Annotated in this window: 16 protein-coding genes, 1 tRNA gene, 1 other RNA gene and 3 pseudogenes; 9 read left to right on the top strand and 12 right to left on the bottom strand. The window is 61.1% G+C overall.

What is annotated here, in order from left to right; translation table 11 throughout:
• Positions 1-261 precede the first annotated feature (261 nt).
• The gene (locus HMPREF2822_RS09365; RefSeq protein WP_070524051.1) at positions 262-1,584 is read left to right on the top strand and encodes a YkvI family membrane protein; all 1,323 of its coding nucleotides are present in this window, start codon (positions 262-264) and stop codon (positions 1,582-1,584) included.
• A gap of 135 nt (positions 1,585-1,719) precedes the next feature.
• Here the strand turns inward: HMPREF2822_RS09365 and HMPREF2822_RS09360 are convergent, their stop codons facing one another.
• Positions 1,720-2,757, bottom strand: a complete 1,038-nt coding sequence (locus tag HMPREF2822_RS09360) for an aspartate-semialdehyde dehydrogenase (protein WP_070524049.1) — start codon at positions 2,755-2,757, stop codon at positions 1,720-1,722.
• Between the two features lie 19 nt (positions 2,758-2,776).
• Positions 2,777-4,042 carry an aspartate kinase gene (locus tag HMPREF2822_RS09355; RefSeq protein WP_070524047.1) on the bottom strand — a complete coding sequence of 422 codons (1,266 nt, stop codon included), beginning with the start codon at positions 4,040-4,042 and terminating at the stop codon, positions 2,777-2,779.
• A 146-nt stretch (positions 4,043-4,188) separates the two neighbouring features.
• On the opposite strand from HMPREF2822_RS09355, the gene HMPREF2822_RS09350 reads away from it, so the two are divergent.
• Positions 4,189-5,061 (top strand): DMT family transporter, encoded by an 873-nt coding sequence (locus HMPREF2822_RS09350; RefSeq protein WP_070524045.1) that lies wholly within the window; start codon positions 4,189-4,191, stop codon positions 5,059-5,061.
• 14 nt (positions 5,062-5,075) lie between these two features.
• Here the strand turns inward: HMPREF2822_RS09350 and HMPREF2822_RS09345 are convergent, their stop codons facing one another.
• Entirely contained in the window at positions 5,076-6,269 is a 1,194-nt protein-coding gene (locus HMPREF2822_RS09345) for a mannosyltransferase family protein (RefSeq protein WP_070524043.1), read from the bottom strand.
• Between the two features lie 306 nt (positions 6,270-6,575).
• Between HMPREF2822_RS09345 and leuA the strand changes: the two genes are divergently transcribed.
• The 5 genes and pseudogenes from leuA to HMPREF2822_RS09320 all read left to right on the top strand — a co-directional run bounded on the left by leuA (position 6,576) and on the right by HMPREF2822_RS09320 (position 14,258).
• Positions 6,576-8,390, top strand: a complete 1,815-nt coding sequence (gene leuA / locus HMPREF2822_RS09340) for a 2-isopropylmalate synthase (protein WP_070524041.1) — start codon at positions 6,576-6,578, stop codon at positions 8,388-8,390.
• A gap of 303 nt (positions 8,391-8,693) precedes the next feature.
• Positions 8,694-10,559: a hypothetical protein gene (locus tag HMPREF2822_RS09335; protein ID WP_070524039.1), complete on the top strand. Its 1,866-nt coding sequence runs from the start codon at positions 8,694-8,696 to the stop codon at positions 10,557-10,559.
• Positions 10,560-10,657: 98 nt separating this feature from the next.
• Positions 10,658-11,824 (top strand): annotated as a pseudogene (locus HMPREF2822_RS09330) (DNA polymerase III subunit epsilon); the annotation flags it as partial.
• Between the two features lie 372 nt (positions 11,825-12,196).
• A complete protein-coding gene (locus HMPREF2822_RS09325) occupies positions 12,197-13,486 on the top strand; it encodes a Mur ligase family protein (RefSeq protein WP_070524035.1) in 1,290 nt (429 codons plus the stop codon).
• Entirely contained in the window at positions 13,479-14,258 is a 780-nt protein-coding gene (locus tag HMPREF2822_RS09320) for a type 1 glutamine amidotransferase (RefSeq protein ID WP_070524033.1), read from the top strand. Before HMPREF2822_RS09325 ends, HMPREF2822_RS09320 begins: the two co-directional genes overlap by 8 nt.
• Positions 14,259-14,484: 226 nt before the next feature.
• On the opposite strand, the pseudogene HMPREF2822_RS13035 reads toward HMPREF2822_RS09320, so the two are convergent.
• A pseudogene (locus tag HMPREF2822_RS13035) lies at positions 14,485-14,690 on the bottom strand (IS256 family transposase); the annotation flags it as partial.
• Between the two features lie 173 nt (positions 14,691-14,863).
• On the opposite strand from HMPREF2822_RS13035, the gene HMPREF2822_RS09315 reads away from it, so the two are divergent.
• Positions 14,864-15,730, top strand: a complete 867-nt coding sequence (locus HMPREF2822_RS09315; protein ID WP_070524030.1) for a DUF3800 domain-containing protein — start codon at positions 14,864-14,866, stop codon at positions 15,728-15,730.
• 25 nt (positions 15,731-15,755) lie between these two features.
• Here the strand turns inward: HMPREF2822_RS09315 and recR are convergent, their stop codons facing one another.
• From recR to ffs, 6 genes are all read right to left on the bottom strand, one after another.
• On the bottom strand, positions 15,756-16,412 hold the full coding sequence (gene recR, locus HMPREF2822_RS09310; RefSeq protein WP_070524029.1) for a recombination mediator RecR: 657 nt from the start codon (positions 16,410-16,412) through the stop codon (positions 15,756-15,758).
• A 114-nt stretch (positions 16,413-16,526) separates the two neighbouring features.
• Positions 16,527-16,907 carry a YbaB/EbfC family nucleoid-associated protein gene (locus HMPREF2822_RS09305; RefSeq protein ID WP_070524027.1) on the bottom strand — a complete coding sequence of 127 codons (381 nt, stop codon included), beginning with the start codon at positions 16,905-16,907 and terminating at the stop codon, positions 16,527-16,529.
• 57 nt (positions 16,908-16,964) lie between these two features.
• Complete coding sequence (locus tag HMPREF2822_RS09300; protein WP_070524025.1) at positions 16,965-19,517, bottom strand: DNA polymerase III subunit gamma and tau; 2,553 nt, start codon at positions 19,515-19,517, stop codon at positions 16,965-16,967.
• Between the two features lie 32 nt (positions 19,518-19,549).
• On the bottom strand, positions 19,550-20,026 hold the full coding sequence (locus HMPREF2822_RS09295) for a suppressor of fused domain protein (protein WP_083304455.1): 477 nt from the start codon (positions 20,024-20,026) through the stop codon (positions 19,550-19,552).
• An 85-nt stretch (positions 20,027-20,111) separates the two neighbouring features.
• Positions 20,112-21,383 carry an aspartate aminotransferase type Ic gene (locus HMPREF2822_RS09290; protein ID WP_070524021.1) on the bottom strand — a complete coding sequence of 424 codons (1,272 nt, stop codon included), beginning with the start codon at positions 21,381-21,383 and terminating at the stop codon, positions 20,112-20,114.
• Positions 21,384-21,464: 81 nt separating this feature from the next.
• An RNA gene (gene ffs / locus HMPREF2822_RS09285) (signal recognition particle sRNA small type) lies at positions 21,465-21,563 on the bottom strand.
• A gap of 166 nt (positions 21,564-21,729) precedes the next feature.
• On the opposite strand from ffs, the gene HMPREF2822_RS09280 reads away from it, so the two are divergent.
• Positions 21,730-21,818, top strand: a tRNA-Ser gene (locus tag HMPREF2822_RS09280).
• Positions 21,819-22,284: 466 nt separating this feature from the next.
• On the opposite strand, the gene HMPREF2822_RS13360 is transcribed toward HMPREF2822_RS09280, so the two are convergent.
• Both HMPREF2822_RS13360 and HMPREF2822_RS09275 read right to left on the bottom strand, forming a co-directional pair.
• Positions 22,285-22,527, bottom strand: coding sequence for a hypothetical protein (locus HMPREF2822_RS13360; RefSeq protein WP_128081864.1), 243 nt, complete (start codon positions 22,525-22,527; stop codon positions 22,285-22,287).
• A gap of 140 nt (positions 22,528-22,667) precedes the next feature.
• A pseudogene (locus HMPREF2822_RS09275) lies at positions 22,668-23,058 on the bottom strand (IS256 family transposase); the annotation flags it as partial.

Below are 23,058 nucleotides of genomic sequence, written 5' to 3'. Positions count from 1 at the left end.
ATAAATGGGCGTCGAGAGTCACAGCACCTGCGCAGACGTGCGGCAACTGACAGGTCCTGGCGGCCCGTCCGGTGCCAGCTCAGCGAGAAATCGTAGTGTCAGCTGGAAAATACCTATCGACCACACCTAATCTTTTTCGAGGCACACGTGATAAATCGATAGTCGAACCGGGCCCGCGAGGCTTTCCCGATTGCCCGCACCACACCTTGGGTTGTGATGACATTCCCCGGCGCGTGTGAGATTGAGAGACCTCTTTACCTTATGTGGAAACGCGCAGTGGCCATTTCCATGGCCTTCATTGGTGTCGTCGTCGGCGCCGGCTTTGCCTCCGGCCAGGAAGCACTCCAGTACTTCGTGGCTTTCGGAAACATGGGACTGTGGGGTGTACTCCTCGCCTCCGCCCTCATGATCATTACTGGTGTAGCCATTTTGCAGCTCGGCTCCTACTTCCAAGCGGACGAGCACACGGCCGTCTACGACAAGATTAGTGGCCCCATCGTCTCCCGAGTGCTGGACTGGGGCACCCTAGCCACGTTGTTCTCCATCGGCTTCGTCATGTTCGCCGGTGGCGGTTCCACCCTCAACCAGCAGTTCGAGAGCATCCCCGTCTGGGTAGGCGGCGCCATTATGCTCGTTCTGGTGCTCCTGGTGGGCCTCCTCGACGTGGACAAGGTGAGCTCCGTTATCGGTGCGATTACACCCTTCATCATTATCTTCGTCGTCCTGGCCACCGGCTACACCATCATCGTGACCGATGTTGACTGGTCCAGTGCCAATGACTTCGCGGTCAACAACGTCGAAAGCCCTCTGAGCAACTGGTGGCTGGCCGCGTTGAACTACACCGGCTTGAATGTCATGTGCGCGGTGTCGATGTCCATCGTCATCGGCGGCAACATCCTGGATAACCGCGCCGTCGGTGTCGGTGGCCTCATCGGCGGCTTCTTCTACCTGCTCCTGCTCGCCCTGCTCGTGGTCTCCCTCTACATGGTGGCGCCGGACGTATACCATCAGGATCTTCCGGTGCTCACGTTGATCAACAACGTGAACCCGATCCTGGGTTACTTCATGACCTTCATCATCTACGGCATGGTCTTTAACACCGCCATCGGCATGTTCTATGCCATGGGCAAACGCCTAACCCGCAAGAAGCCGAAGCTCTTCTACCCCGTCTACGCGGGCGCCTGTGTCGTGGGCTTTATCCTTTCCTTCGTCGGCTTCAAGCAGCTAGTATCCAGCGTTTACCCGATCCTGGGTTGGATTGGCCTGCTCATGATTGCAGTCATGGTCATCAGCTGGATTACCCAGCGTGACAAGATCACCTCCGAGTCTGACCGCCGCGTGCGCGCCCGCACCTTGGTCAAGCGCCGCCTCGACCCGCGCGAGCACTTCACCAAGAAGAACGAGCGCGAGCTGCGTAAGCTTGCCGCTGCCTCCAACATGGAAACGGAGGAGTTCGTCGAAGTCGTCGCCGAGGAAATCCACGAGGAACTCGAAGCCGACGATGAGATTGAATACGACCGCGAAGATCCAGACCCCTCCGTGACCTTCGTGGAGCACACCAAGCCCGAGGTCCCGAAGGACTAGCGTTTCCCGCATGTATAGCGGGCGGCGCGTCCCGCTATACATAAAAGCGAATAAAAGAAGTCCGCCCCAGAATTCACTCTGGCGGCGGACTTCTTTTATTGAGGAGAACAGTGCGGCGCTGTCGTGCGCCACACGCTAGACCAGCAACTCCGCAATCTGAATAGCGTTGAGCGCTGCGCCCTTGCGCAGATTATCGCCGGACACGACGAAGACGAGGCCCTTGTTGTCCTCGACCGTCTGGTCCTGGCGGATGCGCCCGACCAAGGAAAGGTCGATGCCGGCTGCCGCCAGGGGCGTCGGCACATCGACGACCTTGACACCCGGCGCGGCCGAGAGCACCTCGCGGGCCTGCTCCGGGGTAATCGGCTTCTCAAACTCCGCGTGTACGACCATGGTGTGGCCAGTAAACACCGGGATGCGCACGCACGTGCCGGACACCTTCAGCTCTGAGATGCCCAGAATCTTGCGGGACTCGTTGCGCAGCTTCTGTTCCTCGTCGGTCTCTTCGGTTCCGTCATCCACGAGGTTGCCCGCCAACGGCAGCGCGTTATACGCAATCGGAGCGACATAGGGGCCCAAATCCTCCTCGGAGACCTCAAGCGCAGAGCCGTCGTGGACGAGCTCAACGTTGCGGTCACCGATTGAGGCCACCTGCTTGACCAAGGTTTCCACGCCGGCCAATCCGGAACCGGACACGGCCTGGTAGGAGGCGACGCGCATGGTGGTGAGACCGGCGGCGTCGTGAAGCGCCTTCGTCACCGGCATGATCGCCATGGTTGTGCAGTTCGGGTTGGCGATGATGCCCTTGGTGACGTTGTCCTTATCCTGCGGGTTCACCTCTGACACGATGAGCGGCACGTCCGGATCCCGGCGCCACGCAGAAGAGTTATCCACCACGGTGGCGCCGGCCTCGGCGAAGAGCGGTGCGTACTGCTTGGACGTCGAACCGCCGGCGGAGAACACGGCGATGTCGATTCCTGCAAGGCTCTCCACAGTCTGCTCTGCCAAATCTTCCACGACGACCTTGTCCTCGCGGAAGGTGAGCTCCTGGCCTGCTGAGCGTGCGGAGGCAAAGAAGCGGACCGTATCGGCCGGGAAGTTGCGCTCCTCCAAGAGGGTGCGCATCACGCGGCCAACCTGCCCGGTAGCGCCTACAACTGCAACAGTGGTCATGACCTTTACTCCTTAATTTTTAGCGTCCGGTACCAGCATAAACGGTGGCCTCTTCCTCGCCACCCAGCTGGAACTTATCGTGCAGGGCCACGGCGGCCTTCTCCAGATCGGCCTCGCGGGTAAGCACGGAAATTCGGATTTCGGAGGTTGAAATGAGCTCCATGTTGACCCCGGCGTCACGCAATGCCTCCGTGAAATCTGCGGTAACGCCCGGGTGGGACTTCATGCCGGCACCGACGAGGGAGACCTTGCCCACCTGGTCGTCGTAAAGCACGTTGGTCCAGTGCCCCTCCTCCTTGAGCTTGGCCAGGATCTCCATGGCCTTTGGGCCATCCGCGCGCGGGCAGGTGAAGGTGATGTCGGTGGTACCGGAGTCCAGCGAGGAGACGTTTTGCAGGACCATGTCGATGTTGATCTCGGCGTCCGCGATGGCGCGGAACAACTTGGCCGCCTCACCCGGGCGGTCCGGTATGCCCAGGACGGTGACCTTAGCCTCGGAACGGTCGGTTGCGATACCAGTAAGTACTGCTTCTTCCACGGGGATATCCTCCATTGAACCGGCGATGAGCGTGCCGGGGTCGTTTGAATAAGATGAGCGGACTCGAAGGGGAACGTTGAACGCGCGGGCGTACTCGACACTGCGCAGGACCAGAATCTTGGAGCCCACAGCTGCCATCTCCAGCATCTCCTCGAAGGACAGCTGGTCGAGTTTCTGGGCGTTGTGGACGATGCGTGGGTCGGCGGTATAAACGCCGTCGACATCGGAATAAATCTCACACACATCGGCCTTGAGTGCTGCCGCCAGCGCCACCGCGGTGGTGTCCGAGCCGCCGCGGCCGAGGGTGGTCACATCACGCGATTCCTTGTTCACGCCCTGGAAACCCGCAACGATGCAGATCCGGCCTTCCTCCAAGGCTTCGGTCAGACGGCCCGGGGTGACGTCGACGATGCGGGCGTTTCCGTGGCGCTCGGTGGTGAGCACGCCGGCCTGGGAACCGGTGAAGGACTGAGCCTTGGCTCCAAGGGACTCCACTGCCATGGCAACGAGTGCGTTGGAGATGCGCTCGCCGGCGGTCAACAGCATGTCCATCTCACGCTGCGGCGGGACGGGGTTGACCTGCGCTGCAAGATCAAGCAGGTTATCGGTGGTATCTCCCATGGCGGAGCACACAACAACGACGTCGTTGCCCTGCTTCTTCGTCGCCACAATGCGCTCCGCCACCGCGCGAATGCGCTCTGCGCTTTCGAGGGAGGATCCCCCGTATTTCTGTACGACTAGGGCCACTGACGGTCCCACCTTTCCTGTTTGTGAGGGCCATTACCTGTTCACCGCCCAATACCTATAGACCGGCAGTCAACTCCTTTAGACTACCGCCCTTTGGTTCCCATCGAAACACGTGCTGGATATTAATTCCAGGTAGGGTAGAAACGATGCTTTCAAACCTGGTTGCCATTACTTTTGCACTGGCCTCCGCGCTAGTCGTGGCCTGGGGCACAGTCATACGTCACCGCATCGTGTTGGACGCCAGCTCCAGGAGCGTCATGCGCACCGCTATTCGGACTCCCTTGTGGTGGGTGGGGACCGGCGCCGCCGTTATTGCCTACGCGCTACAGCTCGTCGCGCTCCACTTCGGCACACTGCTCATCGTGCAGCCAATCCTCATCCTGTCCCTCATGTTCACACTGCCGCTCGCCGCCTGGTATTCCCGGCGGCCGATGCCGGCGCGGGAGGTGTTCTGGTGCCTCACACTGACCATCGCGGTGAGCATCATGGTGGTCTATGGGCGCCCCACCGCAGGCTTGACGACGCCCACCTGGTCCCAATGGTGGCCCGCCTTCGCCCTCGGCGCGCTTGCCCTCACCGCTCTGTTCGTGGCGGCCTATAACCGGCCGGAGGAATCCGCTCTAGCGCTCGGGAGCGCGTGCGGCATCCTGTACGGCTACGTGGCGCTCGTAGCCAAGGCAGTGGTGGACGTCCTCTCCCACGAGGGCATCGCAGCCTTGCTGGCCAGCTGGGAGCTATACGTGCTCATTGGGCTGGCGGCTGCCGGAACGGTGATCCAGCAATATTCCTTCCACGCTGGCGCGCTTGCGCACTCTTTGCCCGCGATGACCATCATGGAGCCCATCGTGGCCTTTGGCCTGGGCTACTGGGTCTTGGGCGAAAAATTCCAGGTCAATAGCGTTGCGGGTTGGTGCGTGATGGGGGTTTCGCTCATCATCATGATCGTTGCCACAATCGTCCTATCCCGAGTGCCGGTCAACCCGGGAAGCGCTCAGCGCGCGGAGCAAAGCCCGCGCTAGGACTAGCTTCCGCGCTAGATGGCCCACTCAAAGACCACCAGCATATAAGCGGAGAACCACGCCGACCACAGGACCCAGGCGCTACATGCAAGCCAGAGCTCGCGGGGTCGCAGCACCTCAGACGCGCGCACGGCCCAGGGAAGCGCCAAGATAATCGCGGGCAGGAGGAGACGCGGGCGCGAGTGCATGATGCCGTCGGAAAGCAGCACATTCGCACACAGCGCGGCGCTAAACCACCACGCCACCGGATTCAGCCTTCCCCACGCCGCCACCAGCAGCACGGGGACGCCCAGGATCACCAGAACGCTAAGCAGGTAGCCCACATCGTTCTTCTCCGTCAGAACTTCCCACACGAACCGTACGGTGGCAGCACCCCAGTCGAAGGTGGAATGCCAGTGCTCGGTCTGGATGCCAAAGTAGCCGCCGGCCTCTGCGAGGTAGCGCTGCGTCCACAATAAATACGCTGGCAGCGGAAGCGCTGCCACGATGAGGCTGAGCCAGGCCTGCCACGAGCGCCGCCCATAGATGAGCACCCACAAGGCAAAGACAGCAAGGAAGTCCACGGAGGTCAGCCGCACAAACGATAAGGCAAAGCTGAACGCCGCCGCGCGCCACCAGGCGCGATCATCCAGCGCGACGAGTCCCCACACCAGGAGGGCCCCGAAGAGGGCTTCGGTATAAGGCATCGAGAACACGATGGACATCGGAGCGCTGCTCACCACGATGGCAGCGGCGCATTGCCCACGGCGCCCCGCCCCCAAGCGCTGCGCCAAGACCATAACGCCGGCAGCCATGGCCACGGTGAGGAGGGTGTTAACGATGAGCGCGGCTACTTCGAGGCTGATCCCGGTCCATCCCAGGACCCGCAACAGCATGGGAAAGCCCGGGAAGAAGGCCATTGTCGTCTCATAGACTGGGCCATCAGTGTGGATATCCGCGTCAAAATATCCCACTCGAGCAATTTCCAGGTAGTACTTGGAATCCCACGACGTGAGCCGATCCCACAGCTCCTGGTCATTGACGGCGGCGATGACGTTCAGAACGGCAATGCGCACCGCGGTTCCAACAACCGCGACCAACGTGGCAAGCGGCACCAGTGACAGCGCCCCCTGCGTGCCAGCAGGGGAGGCGTCTGCCGCGCGCCCGCTATCCGCCGTGGGCTCTTCCCCCGGATCCTGAGTAGTCTTCGTGGAGTTTTCTTCATGCACGCCACAACATCCTAGCCACCCACATGAGGCATCCCAATATGTGAAATCGGTTGCCATAGAATGAGAAGCGCTGTATTGTGGCTCACATGACTTTGCGGCACACTCTCCTCCTTATTAGCCGCGGCGGGTTTTAGGTTTCTAGCTTCACGGCCAGCGCCCCGCCGCGGAGCGCGGTGATGCCAACACACCGCAGCTGGCCGTCCCCCCACGATTCACGCCGAAGCTGCGCACCATAAATAGCGCAACACAGTAAAACGCCTTTGGCCCCAGACCCATAAGCCCCAGACAAGGAAGAGAACAACCACCATGTCCCCCAACGATTCTTTCATCTCCGCTCCCCGCGAAATCACCACCCCGGCTGGCCCGCGCAACGAAAACCAGCCCGCGTGGAACAAGCAGCGCGGTTCTTCGATGCCAGTAAACCGCTACCAGAGCTTCGCCGAAGAGGTAGAACCGGTCTCGCTGCCTGACCGCACGTGGCCAGACAAGAAAATCACCGTGGCGCCACAGTGGTGCGCCGTGGACCTGCGTGACGGCAACCAGGCCCTCATCGACCCGATGAGCCCTGAGCGCAAGCACCGCATGTTCGACCTGCTGGTCAAGATGGGCTACAAGGAGATTGAGGTAGGCTTCCCCTCCGCCTCCCAGACGGATTTCGACTTTGTTCGCGAAATCATCGAGGGCAATAAGATCCCGGATGACGTCACCATCCAAGTCCTGGTCCAGGCGCGCGAGCACCTGATCCGCCGTACTTTTGAGGCTTGCCAGGGCGCGAAGAACGTCATCGTGCACTTCTACAATTCCACCTCAAAGCTGCAGCGCCGCGTAGTCTTCCGCAAGGACCGCCCGGCCATTAAGAAGCTGGCCACGGACGCTGCGGAGCTCATCAAGGGCATTGCCAAGGATTACCCCGATACCAACTGGCGCTGGGAATACTCGCCGGAATCCTTTACGGGCACCGAACTGGACTTCGCCGTCGAGGTCTGCGATGCCGTTGTTGACATCATGGAGGCAACTCCGGAGAACCCCATGATCATCAACCTGCCCTCCACTGTGGAGATGATCAGCCCCAACGTCTACGCCGACCAGATCGAGTGGATGCACCGCAATTTTGCGAAGCGGGACTCCATCATCATGTCGCTGCACCCGCACAATGACCGCGGCGAGGGAATCGCCGCCGCCGAGCTGGGTTACATGGCCGGCGCGGACCGCATCGAAGGCTGCCTGTTTGGCAACGGTGAGCGCACCGGCAACGTGGACATCATTACCCTGGGCCTGAACATGCTGACCCAGGGCGTGGACCCGCAGATCGACTTCTCCGATCTGCCTAAGATCCGCGAGACGGTGGAGTATTGCAACCAGCTGCGCGTGCCGGAGCGCCACCCCTACGGCGGCGAGCTGGTATTTACCGCCTTCTCCGGTTCACACCAGGACGCCATCAACAAGGGCCTGGACGCCCTGGCGCAGGAGGTGCGCCCAGGCGCGAACAACACCGAGGTGTCGTGGGAAGAACTGCAGGAAACCACCTGGGAAGTTCCCTACCTGCCCATCGATCCGAAGGACGTCGGCCGCGATTACCAGGCGGTCATCCGCGTCAACTCGCAGTCCGGCAAGGGCGGCGTGGCCTACATCATGAAGACCGATCATGGCATCAATATGCCGCGCGCCATGCAAGCGGAGTTCTCCTCCGTCGTGCAGGCGGTGACTGACGCCGAAGGTGGCGAAGTCAACTCCAAGAACATGTGGGATATCTTTGCCAACGAGTTCTTAGAGCGCACCTCCCCGCTGGAACTCGTCACCTTCCAGGTTGATAACTCAACCACGGAGGACGAAGACGCCAAGGTAACCGCAACCATCGTCTTTAACGGCGAGAAGCGCATTATCTCCGGCATGGGCAACGGCCCCATCGCCGCATACGCCAACGCGCTGGAAGACGTCGGAATCGACTTCGAGGTCATCGACTACTCCCAGCAGTCCCGTACGGCCGGCGACGATGCCGAAGCCGCCTGCTACATCGCCGCCGAAGTCAATGGCGCACAAGTGTGGGGTGCCGGCATCGCTGGATCCACCACCCGTGCGTCCATCAACGCCATTACTTCAGCGGTCAATCGCGCGGACTAATCCTCCGCCGCGGCACAGGGCGACACAAGGAGAAGGCGAGCTGTTCCGCGCGCCTCCTCCTTGCGCAGTCTCTCGCACGCGCACTCCCCTCGCTAAAGCTACTGACCGTAACATCGCGCTGGCTACACATTGTTGTAGGCCAGCACGGAGAGCTATAGAATAAATACGCGACACAATTGCACAAAGGCATTGAACACCTTGTGCACCCAATAAGAATTTCAGTCCGAACTTCGGCATTCCCTACTGCGCTCAGTTTTGCAACTGCGCGCATTTGTTGCAGTTCTGCAGGCGAAGGCGAACACTATGACGGTCACTAACTACGTGGTCCCCCACTCTGGGTTTGGTGAACCTCGCCGCCTCACGGTTGACGCCGTTAACCCGGAGATGTTCCTGCAGCTGCTCTCCCTGGCGGATAACAATCACCTCAACGTCACCCTGTGTGGGCACTCAAGCTCCGGCTTCCGCGTCCGGTATGAAGATGACATCGTTGGCGTCATCCCCGCTTCCCAATCCGCCGATTACACGGAATTGGATTGGATCATTAGCGCGGGTTTGACCCCACAGGCCACCGCAGAGATTTCGCTCCGCGAGGACGCGGTGGAGGAAACCGTTCCGGCATTCGAGGTTCTCCTCCCGGAGCCAGGCCTGTGCGTCCCGATCAATGTTCCCCCGGCTCAGCGATGGGGCATGCTCGACGGCGACCGTGCCCTTCGCATCACTGACTTTTCGGCCCGCACCCGTTCCCTGCCGAAGCACCCTGCGCATCTACTCGTGCGCTTAACCAACAGCCGGCGCTTCTTCCGCCGCGCCATCGAGATTCATCTCGATGACAAGCTCATCGCCACCGTTCCGCGCGATCAGGCCACGTGGCTGAGCGATACCATCGCTGGATTCAAGCACGAGGGTCTCATTGCCATTGCGCGCGCCTACTTCACGCCGGATGACAAGTCCCCAGCCCTCACCGTCTACTCCGACGAAGGAACACCAGACGCTCACGTCGCCGTGGGGGCCGCCGGCGTCATCGCTGCCGCCGCTGGCGCGGTTGCCGCGACGGCCACAAACACCGATAGGGCTCATGCAGCAGTCGCGCCGGTGGGTGGATTCCAGGCAACAGGCACAGCACACACCGCAAGTTCCGCTGCCACACAGGGCGCACAAGTCCTCTCCTTGAAATCCTTCGGGACCGCCGCAACAGTTGGCTCAAAGATCGCCGCTGCTAGTACTGGTGTCAAGCTGGTGTGCGCGGCAAGCGTTGCCGTCATCATCGGCGGAACCGCTAGCTTCGTATCCTCTGTGCACGCACTTCACTCCGCCCCCAATCAGGTTGCTGACTCGGCTTTAGAGGAGCACACCACTTCGCTCCTTGCCCCCAGCCCGGCCAATAATGCAGAAGCTGACGCCGCGCTTTCCAGCGAAGCTGACGCAACCGAGGACACGGCTGCAGGCGCCCACCGCCCCGATAACCAGGGGCACTCGGTAGTACCACGCGCCCTCGACCGAACCACTGCCTCGACTCCGGCGGAGCCAACGGAACTGTCTGCGCCGACGGAGCCGATTAAGCTGGCCGAGCCCACGCAACGTGCAGAGCTCGTCACGCCCGGGGAGGCAATTCCTTCCCCGCGCAACACGCACCACGCTGAAGTCACACCACCAGCACCGCGGGAAACCGAAGCCGCAGAAGAGTCCACGTCGCGCACGTCACGGCCCCGCCAGGAGGATTCCACCTCCACCACCACAACTACGAGCGCACCTAGCTCCACGCGGAGCGTGCCGACGTCCTCGCCTTCGGCGACCCCAACTTCTTCGACGACACCGACCTCATCAACTTCGGCGCCGAAGACGACTGCTACGACGCCAACGTCCCGCACCACCACACCTGTCAGCACTCCGCCCACGACTAAGCCAGCGGAGTCGACTACTCCTGCTCCGACGACCACCAAGCCCGCTGCCTCCACGACTGCTACGCCAACCACGACAAAGACTCAGCAGCCCAAGCCGAGCACCACGGCTAAGCCGAGCACCTCGCCCAAGCCCAGCACCACGCCGAAGCCGGAACAGACTTCTGAGCCCACATCGGACCGCACTCCTGAGCCGAGCCGTGAGCCCGAACCGACCCCCGAGCCCACGCCAGGCGACGACGGCTGGGTCATCATCATCGAGACCGACTAGTCCGCAACACGCCCTGCCTCGCTGCCAATTCGGGGGATACGGCAGCTTCACGTGTGCCCTTTCCAGCTTCCTCGCGGTTGGGTACTAAACTGTGAACAATGACTACGACACCCGGCCCCACCGAACCTGCAGCGCAGCTCAGCGCAGCAGAGACGCCGGCCGCGGCGTCGCCACAATCCAGCGCCCCGAAACCAGGACCGCGCCCTCACCCAGCTGAGAACAAGCAGAACAGCAAAGAAGATAGGGCGTCGGCCCGCGAAGCAGCCCTCGCTGCCTTCCCCTTTGTTGCGCTGACCATCCAGACCACTGGCATTCACCCCTCCACAGGTCGGTTGCTTACCGTGGATGCGCTGACACTCAACACCGCGGGTGAAACCGGCCAAGAGTTCCACGCCGTCCTCAACCCCGGCGAAGACCCTGGCCCCCGGCATCTTCACGGCTTGAGCGCTGAGGAAATCCAGGCGGGTCAGTCCTTTTCCATGTTGCTCAAGCCGCTGGATCGGCTCATCGATGGCCGCACGCTCATCGTTCACGATGCCCCCTATACCTGGGGTTTCATCGTCGCCGAAGCGCGCCGCGCGATGACTGCCGCCGCCCGCCAAAACCGTGCGCGCAACCGCAACCGCGGTAAAGGCCGGCGCCGTCGCTTCAAGGTGGGACACGTTCCCACCCCAGTAACCATCGTGGATACGCTTGCCACCGCTCGCCGCCAAAGCGTGTGGAGCACCGATATCCGCCTAGCGGCCGTCGCGCGGGATACCGGTCTTCCCGCGCCCGACCCCACCGCCAGCGTCGCCCGTGCGCACCGACCGGAAAAGGACACCTCCCGCGAGGCAACCCGTCTGCTCGTGGACCTCTACCGTGCGCAAGCCGCGGGCCCGCTCAGCAGCGCGGCACCGGATGAGCTGCGAGCTGATCGCTTTGGGCTACAGCGTTCCCACGTCCGCGTCGACGCTGCCGAAGCTCCCCGTCAGCACCACAACCCCGGCCCCTATGTGCCCGGCAAGGAACTCATCCGTGGCATGGAGATCGTCGTTGCCCCGGAGATCACCGAGGACCCCGACACCATCATCGCGGCGTTGGCCCGTGAGGAGCTGAACTACTCGGAGAAGCTCTCCCGCGAGACGTCCCTCGTGGTCTGCAACATCACCACCAACCTCGTGGGCAAGCCCATGCATGCTCACCGCAAGGACATCCCGCTGATGTCCGATGTTGCCTTCCTCGCGGCCCTTGAGCGTATCGAGGAACCGACCGAACCTGAGGAGCAATCCACCTCCGGCGCAACGAGCAATTCGGGTAAGCGCCACAGCAGTGGGCAGCCCAACCGCAATCGTTCCACGAACAAGAACCGCCGCCGCTCGCGCCGCAAGTCCTCCAACGCCCAGCACTCCCCTAAACAGGGACAAGGGCAGAAGAAACACCAGGGCTCCCCGGCCGACGGATCCGCAAGCGACAAGCCTGCTCAGTCGGACTCCAACTCGAACAACCGGAACAAGGGCGGCAACAAAGGGCGTCGGCGTCGCCGCCGCGGCGGACGCGGCCGTCGCAGCAATGGCAACCAGCAGAACCAGCAAAACTCGGGACACAACCGCTCCCACAACACCGATAGCTAGCATCCCCCGACTACTCTGGGGAGCATGAATTTTAACTTCCGAAGCGCGTTTTCTTCCGCGCGCACCGCGGTTGCAACCTCCGCCGCGGCGTTGGCCACCACCGCCTCGCGCGCCACGGGCCGCGGTGCGGGCGGCATGATCGGCGGGCTCATCGCTAACGCCATTGACCCCACTATCATGCAAAACCTGGCCAAGCAGCGCCCAGCCGTCTTGGTCACCGGAACCAACGGCAAGTCCACGACCACGCGGATGCTCGCCGCAGCCGTGCGCACTACGCACACCGTGGCCACCAACGATGGCGGCGACAACATGGATGCAGGAATCATCTCCGCGCTCTTAGCTGGCAAAGATGCAAGCCATCTTGTCTTAGAAGTAGACGAGCTCCATGTCCCCCACGTTGCGGATAACCTCAACCCCACAGCGCTCGTGCTGCTGAATCTCTCCCGCGACCAGCTGGATCGCGTCGGTGAGATCAACAAGATTGAGCGCGCCCTGCGCGGCGCCGTCGAGGCCCACCCGGACATGCTCGTCATCGCCAACTGTGATGACGTCCTCATGACCTCCGTGGCCTATGACGCAAAGAATGTCATTTGGGTGTCCGCGGGTGCCGGCTGGATGGGCGAATCCGTCACCTGTCCGCGCACCGGCGGCCACATTGTGCGTGACGGTGAGGACTGGCGCGCGGTCAAAGTGCTTGCCGACGGCCGCGAGTTCCGCCGCCCCACCCCCACCTGGGCGGTGACGGAGGAAGGCATTGTGAGCCCGGAGGGCGTCGACAAGCTCAAGCTTGCTCTACCGGGACGGGCCAACCGCGGTAACGCCGCCCAGGCCGTCGCTGCTGCCGTGGAGGCCTTCGGCGTGGTCCGCCACAAGGCTATCGCCGCTGCCGAAGGCGTCAACGACGTGGCCGGACGCTACTCCACCATCACGCTGGGCAAGCGCGAGATCCGCCTGCTCTTGGCTAAGAATCCGGCCGGCTGGCAGGAGGCGCTGTCCATGGTGGACCGTGACGCCGATGGCTTGGTCATCGCCACTAACGGCCACGTGGCCGACGGTATTGATATGTCCTGGCTCTGGGACGTGCGCTTCGAGGATTTCGAAGGCATCCCTGTCAAGGCAGCCGGCGAGCGCGGCACGGATCTAGCCGTGCGTTTGGTCTACGCGGATATCTCGCACGAGCTCATTGCGGACCCGCTCACCGCTATTCAATCCTGTCCGGAAGGCCGCATCGAGGTTTTGGCCAACTACACCGCCTTCCGCGATCTGAAGAAGGCACTCACCGCCGCAGCAGCAAAGGAGCATTCGAATGACTAGCCTGCAGATTGGCCTCATCCTCCCTGACATCCTGGGCACCTACGGCGATGACGGCAACGCCCTAGTCCTGCGCCAGCGCGCCCGCATGCGCGGCCACGAGGCGGAGATTGTCCCCATCAAGCTGGGTGAGCCGGTGCCGGAATCCTTTGATGTCTACACCCTCGGCGGCGGCGAGGACACCGCGCAGATTCTCGCGGCAGAGCACCTCATCGCTGACGGTGGCCTCACCCGCGCTGCCTCCGCAGGTCGCCCGATTCTGGCGATTTGCGCGGGCCTGCAGGTACTCGGCGAGTCCTTCCGTGCGTCCGGTCGCGTGGTGGATGGCGTGGGGCTTATCGACGCCACCACTGCCTCCATGACCGAGCGCGCCATCGGTGAGGTAGCCGCCGACCCCACCAAGGCCGGCATCACCGCTGAGCTCACCGAACCGCTCACCGGTTTTGAGAACCACATGGGTGCCACCATCCTGGGCCCTGCCGCCCAACCACTGGGAACGCTCACGCGCGGAACCGGCAATGCGGACACCGCCGCCATCCTGGACCTCTCCGACAAGGCCGTCCAGCGTGAAGCCGAGGGTGCGGTACAGGGCAGCGTCATCGCCACCTACATGCACGGTCCGGTTCTGGCGCGCAACCCGCAACTGGCTGATCTGCTGCTGGCCAAGGCCATGGGAGTCGCACTCAGCGAACTCGAGCCCTTGAACATCCCCGCCATTGATCAGCTGCGCACCGAGCGCTTTAACGCCTCGGAACCGCCGCGCTCGCAGCGCTAGATATCAACAGAAGTAACTAACTGAACCTATTGACCAGAATCTTCGGTACACGGTACAGTAAGCAACGGACGCACCAAGGTGCTCCACTTCCGAAGCTCGTGTGAACAACACGAGCTTTCGCGTATCCAGGGGGAAGATGTACATCGGATACTTTGACGAATTTGGGCTTAAGGGACATTTCGTTTGGATTTGCGGCGTGTCGCACTAAGGGACATTTCGTGTGGATTTAGGAGCGTCCGGCCCAGCCTTTTCTTATGCCTAAGCTGGGGTTCCACTCGTTGTCGATATGGGTGTCGAATGTGGCAGGTCGCCCGTCTGGGTGGCCGCGTCGTGTGAGCTCTTCTTTCGTCTAGGCCGCGTATGCCGCTTCTCCCCATTGCGTCCAAACTCTTGATGCCTGGCTAGGTCCAGTGGATGTACAGGGGCTTCGGTGCGGACGTCACCATAGGAATTGACCTAACCGCTCCAGCCGCGGCTTACCTACCACAGACCTAGGACTATCCGGTGTTGATTTCACCGATCAGGCTGTTGGAACCAATTTAGAATCAAGATCACTGCATTATCCCAGGCTGCCCCGGGAATCCGTATCGATTTATCCACACGAAATGTCCCTTAAGCCCGAATTTGGACATAACGGGGCCTACGTCTCCCGCACCGATCCGAATTATAAAACTCACCCCGTCTTTGGAATCGGCGGGTTCATTATTCCAGCCGACAATATTCGGCATCTCTCAGGCGCATTTCGCAGAATTAAAGAACGCGGGCTCAAAGCCGAAATTGACGCTAAGGTCATCGCGAAAGGCCGCCCGGTAGAACGCTGGGAAAAGAAAGGGGCCGCACTTCTGACGACCCAAAACGTCAAGAAATACCGTGAGGTCCGAAACATCATAAACCGCATACTCAACAAGCTTGAGCAACTCGACGCACAAGTCATTTTCTACGGCCAAGAAAAGCCACGGGGCACCAACGAAGAAACTGGCGAAGACGAACGCTCACGTTATGACCACGCAATGAAACAACTTATTCAGCGTGTCAATTGGTCGCTTGCTGAAAACCAACGGCACCTAATGGTTCTCGATAAACAGGGCCCAAAAGAGCGCATGGAGATCTTCGCTTCTAGCGCCGCTTTTATGTTCTCCCACCAAGATGCAGACAAACTTCTTGAACCACCGTTCGAGGTAGAAAGCCATCTCTATCAAACAGTTCAATGCGCAGATTGGATTTGCGCACTTCTTGGAAGAATTTCAGCCTACAAATACGACCCAGATTTCAAAGAGTTCGACTGGGCAATCAAGTACTTCGGGAACAGACTAGCCCATGCAAGTAGTCCCCACAGCAAGATTCGCGCTGCGGGGACAGGTCGGGACGTTTATGCGAATCATCTTGGCAGCTACCGAAGTTGTTATTCCACAACCGAAATCCCCATGAGCCCTACCGATATGGAAGCTCAGGAGAAAAAGTTCAACGGTTAATTCTCTGTTTTCTGAAACTTCGAGATTAAACAGTCAGGCGGCCGCTCAACGCACGCGAGAGCGTCAGCTCATCGACAAACTCAAGGTCGCCTCCCAGCGGCATGCCGGAGGCCAGGCGCGTGATCTTCAGTCCCGGGAAGTCTCGTAGCAGGCGCACGAGGTAGGCCGCGGTGGCCTCGCCCTCGGTGTTGGGATCGGTGGCGAGGATGACCTCGGTAATGTCCGGGGAATCGTCGTAAAGCGGCTCCTCCGGGGTGGAATCCGCAAGCTCTCGGTCCGGTAGTACGCCGCCGAGGCGCTGCAGCAGTTGCGAGATGTTGAGGTCCTTCGGGCCCACATTCGCCAGCGGGTCGAGCGCGCCGCCCAGCACGTGGTAGCGGCCGTTATATTCGCCGGTGCGCTCGATGACCTGGATGTCCTTGGGCTCTTCCACCACGCAGATAGTGGAAGCATCGCGCTGCGAGTTCACGCAAATGCGGCAGACTTCCTCGCGGGAAATATTGCAGCAGATGCGGCAGAAAGTCACACCATCACGCACCGCTCCCAGCGCCTTCTGGAGGCGGTCGATCTCCTCCGGGTCTTGATGCAGAACGTGGAAGGCGATGCGTTGCGCTGACTTCGGGCCAATACCCGGCAGGCGCGAGAACTCATCGATGAGATCCTGCAGTGGTCCTTCAAACACGCAATGCTCCCCTCACTCAACAATCCCCACAACCTTGACGGCCGGAGACACAACAAAAGGCCGCGCCGCCCTCCGCGAAGAGAGCAACAACGGCCTTTAAGTCTAACGCGCGGCTTACTGGTTACCGCCGAAGACATCCTGGATGGACGGACCATCATAGTTTTGCTGGGACTGGCCCATGCCCTGGGACAGCGGGCCAATCTTCTCCTGTGCCAAGCGGCCGGCTGCGGCGTGAGCCTCCTTGAAGGCGCCGACGATGAGGTCCTGGAGGGTATCGATGTCCTCCGGATCCACCACGGACTTATCAATGGAGATGCTCTGCAGCTCAGCGCCACCGGTCATGGTGACCTTCACCAGGCCATTACCTGCGCTGCCCTCGACGGTGGCGGCCAGGATTTCCTTCTGTGCCTTTTCTAGTTCAGCCTGGACGCGAGCGGCCTGCGCCAAGATCTCGTTCATGTCATTTGCCTGCTGCATCGGATCGTTCTCAGTCATGCTAAAAGTCCTTTCGTGCGGTTATTTTCACTACGCGCCAAGTGTACAGATGCCGCGCTACAGTCGCCGCGCTCCCAACTCCTGCGCGAGGAGCTCCATGGCGACCTCCGTGGCATTGCGGTGGTCCATCTCTCCGGCGCTCTGCGCGGCCTCCATCATCTCGCGTTCCTCATCCGCGCGGGTGTACTCCGGCTGCGGTGCGGGCGCATGCTGGGGCGCTGACTGCTGCGACGAAACAGACGCGTGGCCTGCGCTTTCCGAAGCCCCATTCGCCCCCGCCGGCGGGCCGTACTCCTCCGGTGGGGCCTCGAACTCGCCTTCGTCCGGGCCCGGCTCCGGCGGCAGCGGAACGCCGTTGCCGAACTTGGGAACCTTGGAAAACTCTTCATCGCGTTGGGCTGCGACCTGGGTCGCCTGCGCGATGCGTGATCGCCATTGGCTGCCACGGGCCTCCCTCTTTGGGGGCACCGCCGCCCCGCGCGGGGCGGCCTCCGACCGCTGTGGTTCTGCCGGCGGGCGCGAGTCTGCCTTCTCGCGCACACCGTGCTGGGGCTGGGGTTGCTCCTTCGTCGTTTCAGACGACGGAGCCTGCTGCCCGATTTGGCGCGGCGCGCCCCATGGATCATCGCTGGCGTTGTTGGGTTCCTTCGCTGCCGGACTCTCTGCCTCCTCGTCGGGCTCGGCGGCCTCACGTTGCGGTTGGTTGGGATTCCACTGGGTGCGCTGGGTGGGCTCTGGCACCGTGAAACCGTGCGCCTTCGGGTCGGTACCGATAACACACGTGACCTTCAGTTCTCGGCTGAGCTCTTCCTTGAGGACAGTCACGATGACCTCATTGGTGCCTGGTGAATTGATGCGTTCAGCCAACGCGCCCGTGGTGTGTCCAAGGACGAGAGTCTCATCCCGCACGCCGAGGACACGGGCTTCGGCGAGCATGATTTCAGCGACCTTATTACGCCGCCCAATCGTGGCGCGCAGATCAGACCATCGCCCGCGAATCTCCGCGGCGAGGTCTTGCGGTTGCTCAGGCTCAGACTGCTGTTCTTGCGTCTTTTCTTGAGCCTGTTCTTGCCGTTCGTGTTGTACCGGCTGTTCTGCTTGCTCCGCGTGCTGCGGTTGTTCGCGCTGCTCCTGTTGCTGGTGATCCGGTTGCTGTTGGCCCTGTTCCGGCTGCGGATCAGGCTGTGCTTCCGGCTGTGCAGGGCGCTCCGGTGCCGGAGGTTGTGAAACCTCGGGAGCTGGAGTCTGCTGCGCCTGCTGGGCTGCTTCTTGAGCCCTGTCGGCCTGCTGTGGTTGCTGCTGTGCTTGTTGCTGCTGGGCCTCCTGCTTCGCTGCCTGACGGCTGCGACGCTGCGCGATGATAGCCGCGGCGGCGGCAGCGGGATCCTGCGCGCTAGCGACCGCAGATGGCTGGCGCTGCGCAGGCGCGGAGCCCTGCACAGCGGGTGCGGAAGGCTGTGCCCCCGCACCTTGCGGCAAGGAACTGGGTACCTGACCGGCAGCTGCCGCAGCGGGGGCGGAGCCAACGATCAGGTGGGCACAGAGGATTTCTAGAAGTAGGCGCGGGGACGTTGCACCCCGCAGGGAGGACACGCGCTCGTTGACGGTTTCCGCCAAGTAGGCCAGCTGCGGACCGGAGAAACGCTGCGCCTGGGCGGTAAGGACTTCCCCGCGATCAGTCGGCGCCGAGACCAGACCTTCCTCCAAGGCGGAGGGCACGGCCTGCAGGATCATCAGATCCCGCAAGCGATCCAACAGGTCGATGGCAAAACGGCGAGGTTCGTGGCCGGCTTCAATGACATCGTCGACAAGCCGGAAAAGCCCCGCCTTGTCCTGACTAGCCAGGGCATCCACCGTATTATCCAGCAACCCCACGTCCGTAACACCCAGAAGCGGGCGGGCTACCTCGTAGGTCAATCCATCGGGGCCGGCACCCGCCAACAGCTGGTCCAGGATGGACAACGTATCACGCGGCGAACCCCCGCCTGCCTGGATGACCATGGGGTACACGGTGTCATCCACGTGGACTTTCTCCGAGGCCACGGTGCGCTCCAGCAGCCCCTTCATCGTCGGCGGGGTCAGCAGGCGGAAGGGATAGTGGTGGGTACGCGAACGGATGGTGCCGATGATCTTCTCCGGCTCCGTCGTGGCGAAGATGAAGATGACGTGCTCCGGCGGCTCCTCGACAACCTTGAGCAAGGCATTCGCACCGGAGGCAGAAATCATGTGGGCCTCATCGATGATGAAGATGCGGTAGCGCGACTCCGCCGGCGCGTAGTAGGCGCGGTCACGCAACTCGCGCATATCCTCCACACCGTTGTGGGAGGCGGCGTCGAGCTCCGTGACATCGAGGTTGCCCGGGCCGCCCGGGGCCAGCGAGACGCACGAATCACACACACCGCACGGCGTTGAGGTTGGCCCCTGCTCACAATTCAGCGAGCGGGCCATGATGCGCGCCGACGACGTCTTTCCGCAGCCACGCGGGCCGGAAAAGAGGTACGCATGGTTAATGCGCCCCGCATCGAGGGCGGCGGATAAAGGCGTGGTGACCTGCTCTTGGCCTACCACTTCCGCGAAGGTTGCTGGACGATATTTCCGGTAAAGAGCCACGGTTAGTCAGTGTAGCGTCTCAACCCGACACGTCACTCTGAGCGCTTCCAATCCAGCAGATCGATGCCTTGTTCAGCCACCGCTTGTTGCAGCGCCGGCACGCCTTCCTCGACGGCGTAGGCATACTCGGCGTCGCTTAGCATGAGCAATTGGCACACCAGCGTCAGACGCTCCTTTTCCGCCAGCTGCGGGGTCTGTCCGCCCCACAGGTATGGGGCGATGAGCATGCCATGGCGCACGCTGAAATGAGCGAAGCGCTCGTCATCCTCCGCAAAAAGCTTGGGCAAGAGCAAGCCCGGCTGCGCGGGCAGCAGCCCTGCGGCTTGTTTAAGCAATGACGCTGCCGCGCTCACCGCAGCGGCAACCTCCGGTTGGCCGGTGCGTGCAACGGTGAGCAGTTCGCAGCGCACATCGATCCCCTGCTCGGCATGCGCCAGCCCGGTATCGACATCGGCGAAGCCACACGTGACCGCGAGGGACTGCTCACCCTCCAGCGAGGCTAAGCCCAAGCGCTGCCCCTCGACATTTCTGAACTCGAGGTCAGCCGGGATGATCTGGTCGAGCCAGTAGGCCGTCTCGTCGGAGTTGATTGCCTTATGCCCCCAGCTTCTCTACTGCGGCGAGCAGCACACAGGTGGCCACGCCATCCATTGCTGCCTCGACTTCTTCCTGCGGCGGCAGGGACGGTGCCAAGCGAATGTTGTGGTCCTTGGCGTCCTCACCGTATGGGTACGCCGAACCAGCCTGGGTCAGGAGAATGCCGGCGTCACGGGCCAGCTCCCACACGCGGGTCGCGGTGCCCTCCATCACGTTGAGGGAGATGAAGTAGCCGCCCTTGGGGTGGGTCCAGTCCGCGATCTCATGGTGGGTGAGGTTCTTATCCAGGATGCGAAGAACCGCCTCGAACTTCGGCGCCAGCAGCGCAGCGTGGCGGCGCATAACCGCGCGCACGCCCTCGGCGGAACCGAAGAACTCGTAGTGCGCAAGCTGGTTGATCTTGTTCGGGCCAATGCCGCGGATACCGGCGTGCTCCAGGTACCACTCGAGGTTGTCTTCGGAGGAACCGAAGAAGCTCACTCCGGAGCCAGCGAAGGTGATCTTCGACGACGAGGACATAGCCCAGAAGCGGTCCGGGTTTCCTTCCTGTTCCGCAATCTCCAGAATCGGCAGAACCTCCGGGAAGTCCTCGGTCAGCGTGTGCACGGCATAAGCGTTGTCCCACACGATGCGGAAGTCCGGTGCGCCGGTCTCCATCGCAGCAAGGCGGCGAGTCTTCTCTTCCGAGATGACGGCACCCGTGGGGTTGGAGAACATCGGCACAACCCACATGCCCTTAACCTGCGGGTCCTTGGCCAGTTCCTCCACTGCTTCGATGTCCGGGCCATCTTCTTCCATCGGCACCGAAATCAGCTCGAAGCCGAAGGATTCCGTGATGGCAAAGTGGCGGTCATAACCCGGGGTGGGGCACAGCCACTTGATGGTCTCCTCCTTGGACCACGGCTTCTCAGAGCTGTTGGTGCCAAAGGTGTAGGCCCACAGGATGAGGTCATACATGATGTTCAGGGAGGAAGAGTCCGCTGCGACGAGGAGCTCTGGGTCCATGTTGGTGAGCTTGCCCCAGAGATCGCGCAGCTCCTTGATGCCCTTCTGGTTGCCGTAGTTGCGCAGGTCATTGCCGGCAGCGTCGGTGTAGTGACCGCGGCCCGGCAGGACGAGCAGGTCATTAGACAGATCCAGCTGTGCCTTGGACGGCTTACCGCGGGTCAAGTCAAGATCCAACCCCTCAGCCTTGAGGGCCTCGTAGTCCTTGCGCACCTGCGCGGCAAGCTCATCAAGCTCGGACTTTTCAAGATTAAGAAGAGACATCCGTCTTCCTTCCGGGACGTAGTGCGGGCATATGGCAACCATACTAACGCCCCGTCACATCCCCCGTGTGAAGGCATACATACAAAAAGGGGACCCCGCGCACCCGCCAGAGCCTCCTGACCCTTGCTGCATTCCTGCCCTGGGGGAGTTCAGAGGATGGACGCCACGCGGAATCCTGCGGTCTAGCCTAGCGCGCCTTGCTTGTCGACGCCAAACCGCTCCCCCGCCCCCAACTCCCCACTCCTCTTCCAAGCGCACTCCCCAACTCAAGCCACTAAATTCTTAAGTTTTCCGCCCTGACCTGGCGATTTTGCTTCATTAGGGGGCTCATGTAATGTTTTCCAGCGGAGGATTCGACTAGCGGCCTATGTCACACGCCTGGAACGCGTGCGGGAGTCACATCCCTCAGGGGTTCAAATCCCCTATCCTCCGCCATTGGGAAGTCCCCTGGATGTCATCATCCAGGGGACTTCTCCTCATGCGCAGGTGGCAGATTCTAGTGGTCGCGGATACACGGTTTTAGATTTCGTTGGCATAGCCGCATAGCCTAGGAGTTCGGCCATTTCTTCGGCTGGTATTGCAAATCCTAGGGTTGCGCGTGGTCTTCTTCTTAACCACGTAGGCCGAGTTTCCCGCAGTCGTAGGCGACTATTGTCGATACGACTGCGGACAGCGAGATATCCCATGAGCTGTTTGGCTAAGAGGTAGCCAGGAATGGGTGGAACATTTGTGACCATGTCGACCGTGCTGTCGCATGGTATCTCTTCCGAAATCGCCTACGCCTTGCCGCTAGGGGCTTCTACTTGCTTGAGCTGACAGACAACAACCGGCAAGGCGCTACCTCAGTCTTCAATGAGTCGGCGTCTTTCTATATGACAAACCTAGACTGAGCATATCCCTATTACTCTTTACTCCTCCTTTTAGCTGATGCAGCAACTGAAAGAGCTATTCCTAGAAGGGCCATAGGAAGCCCAAGATTAGTAAGCCGAGTTTCCCAAAATAAGCCCGCTATACACAACAAAGCGCCTGCAATGAGAATGACAAGGGTAAAGACTTTAAATAGTTTCATTTCCGCATCTTCCTTACAACTTCCGTCATCGCCCGAAGGCAGGAATCCCCATGAGAATAACAATTCTTTACTCACAATTGATCCCCCCACCTAAATTTGGAACTTTCGTATACTCTTCTCGGGTTCTATGGCTTGAAGAGTGCATGAAAGGGAAAATAGGTGTATGCCATTACTCGGCACTGTGGAACTCAACCACCCGATCAGCAAAGGTTCACTCCCCCCGACCCGTCGGTGGTAACGATGTACGATTCCGCGATTTTGTCGAGCAGTTTCAGGTACTCGTTTGAGCTTTCACGCAGGCACCAATGTCGGGCGATGACGTGCGTTTCGGTGCAGGCTACCAGCAGGCATTTCTTGTGAAAGTAGGTGCCGTCGATAAAGAGCTGGTCATAGACACGATAGGGATCTGCTGCTGTTGGCACGATGATAAACCACAGCAGCTTAAACCACCGGGTCAAAGTCCGCCTTGTTATCCCAAGGCGTTTGGCCAAGTGGTCTGCGGATTCCCCAGAAAGGACCCAGTCAATAAAGATTTTAAAATGCCGAATCTCACTGGTGTGCGCGGGTGTTAATCGGGCCCTTCCGGTTTTAGAGTGCGTTGATTTT

The organism is Corynebacterium sp. HMSC062E11, from assembly GCF_001811845.1.
GTDB classification, from domain to species: Bacteria; Actinomycetota; Actinomycetes; order Mycobacteriales; family Mycobacteriaceae; genus Corynebacterium; species Corynebacterium hesseae.
Note: the sequence above shows the minus strand (reverse complement) of the source record. Positions and strands in the feature narration are given on the sequence as shown.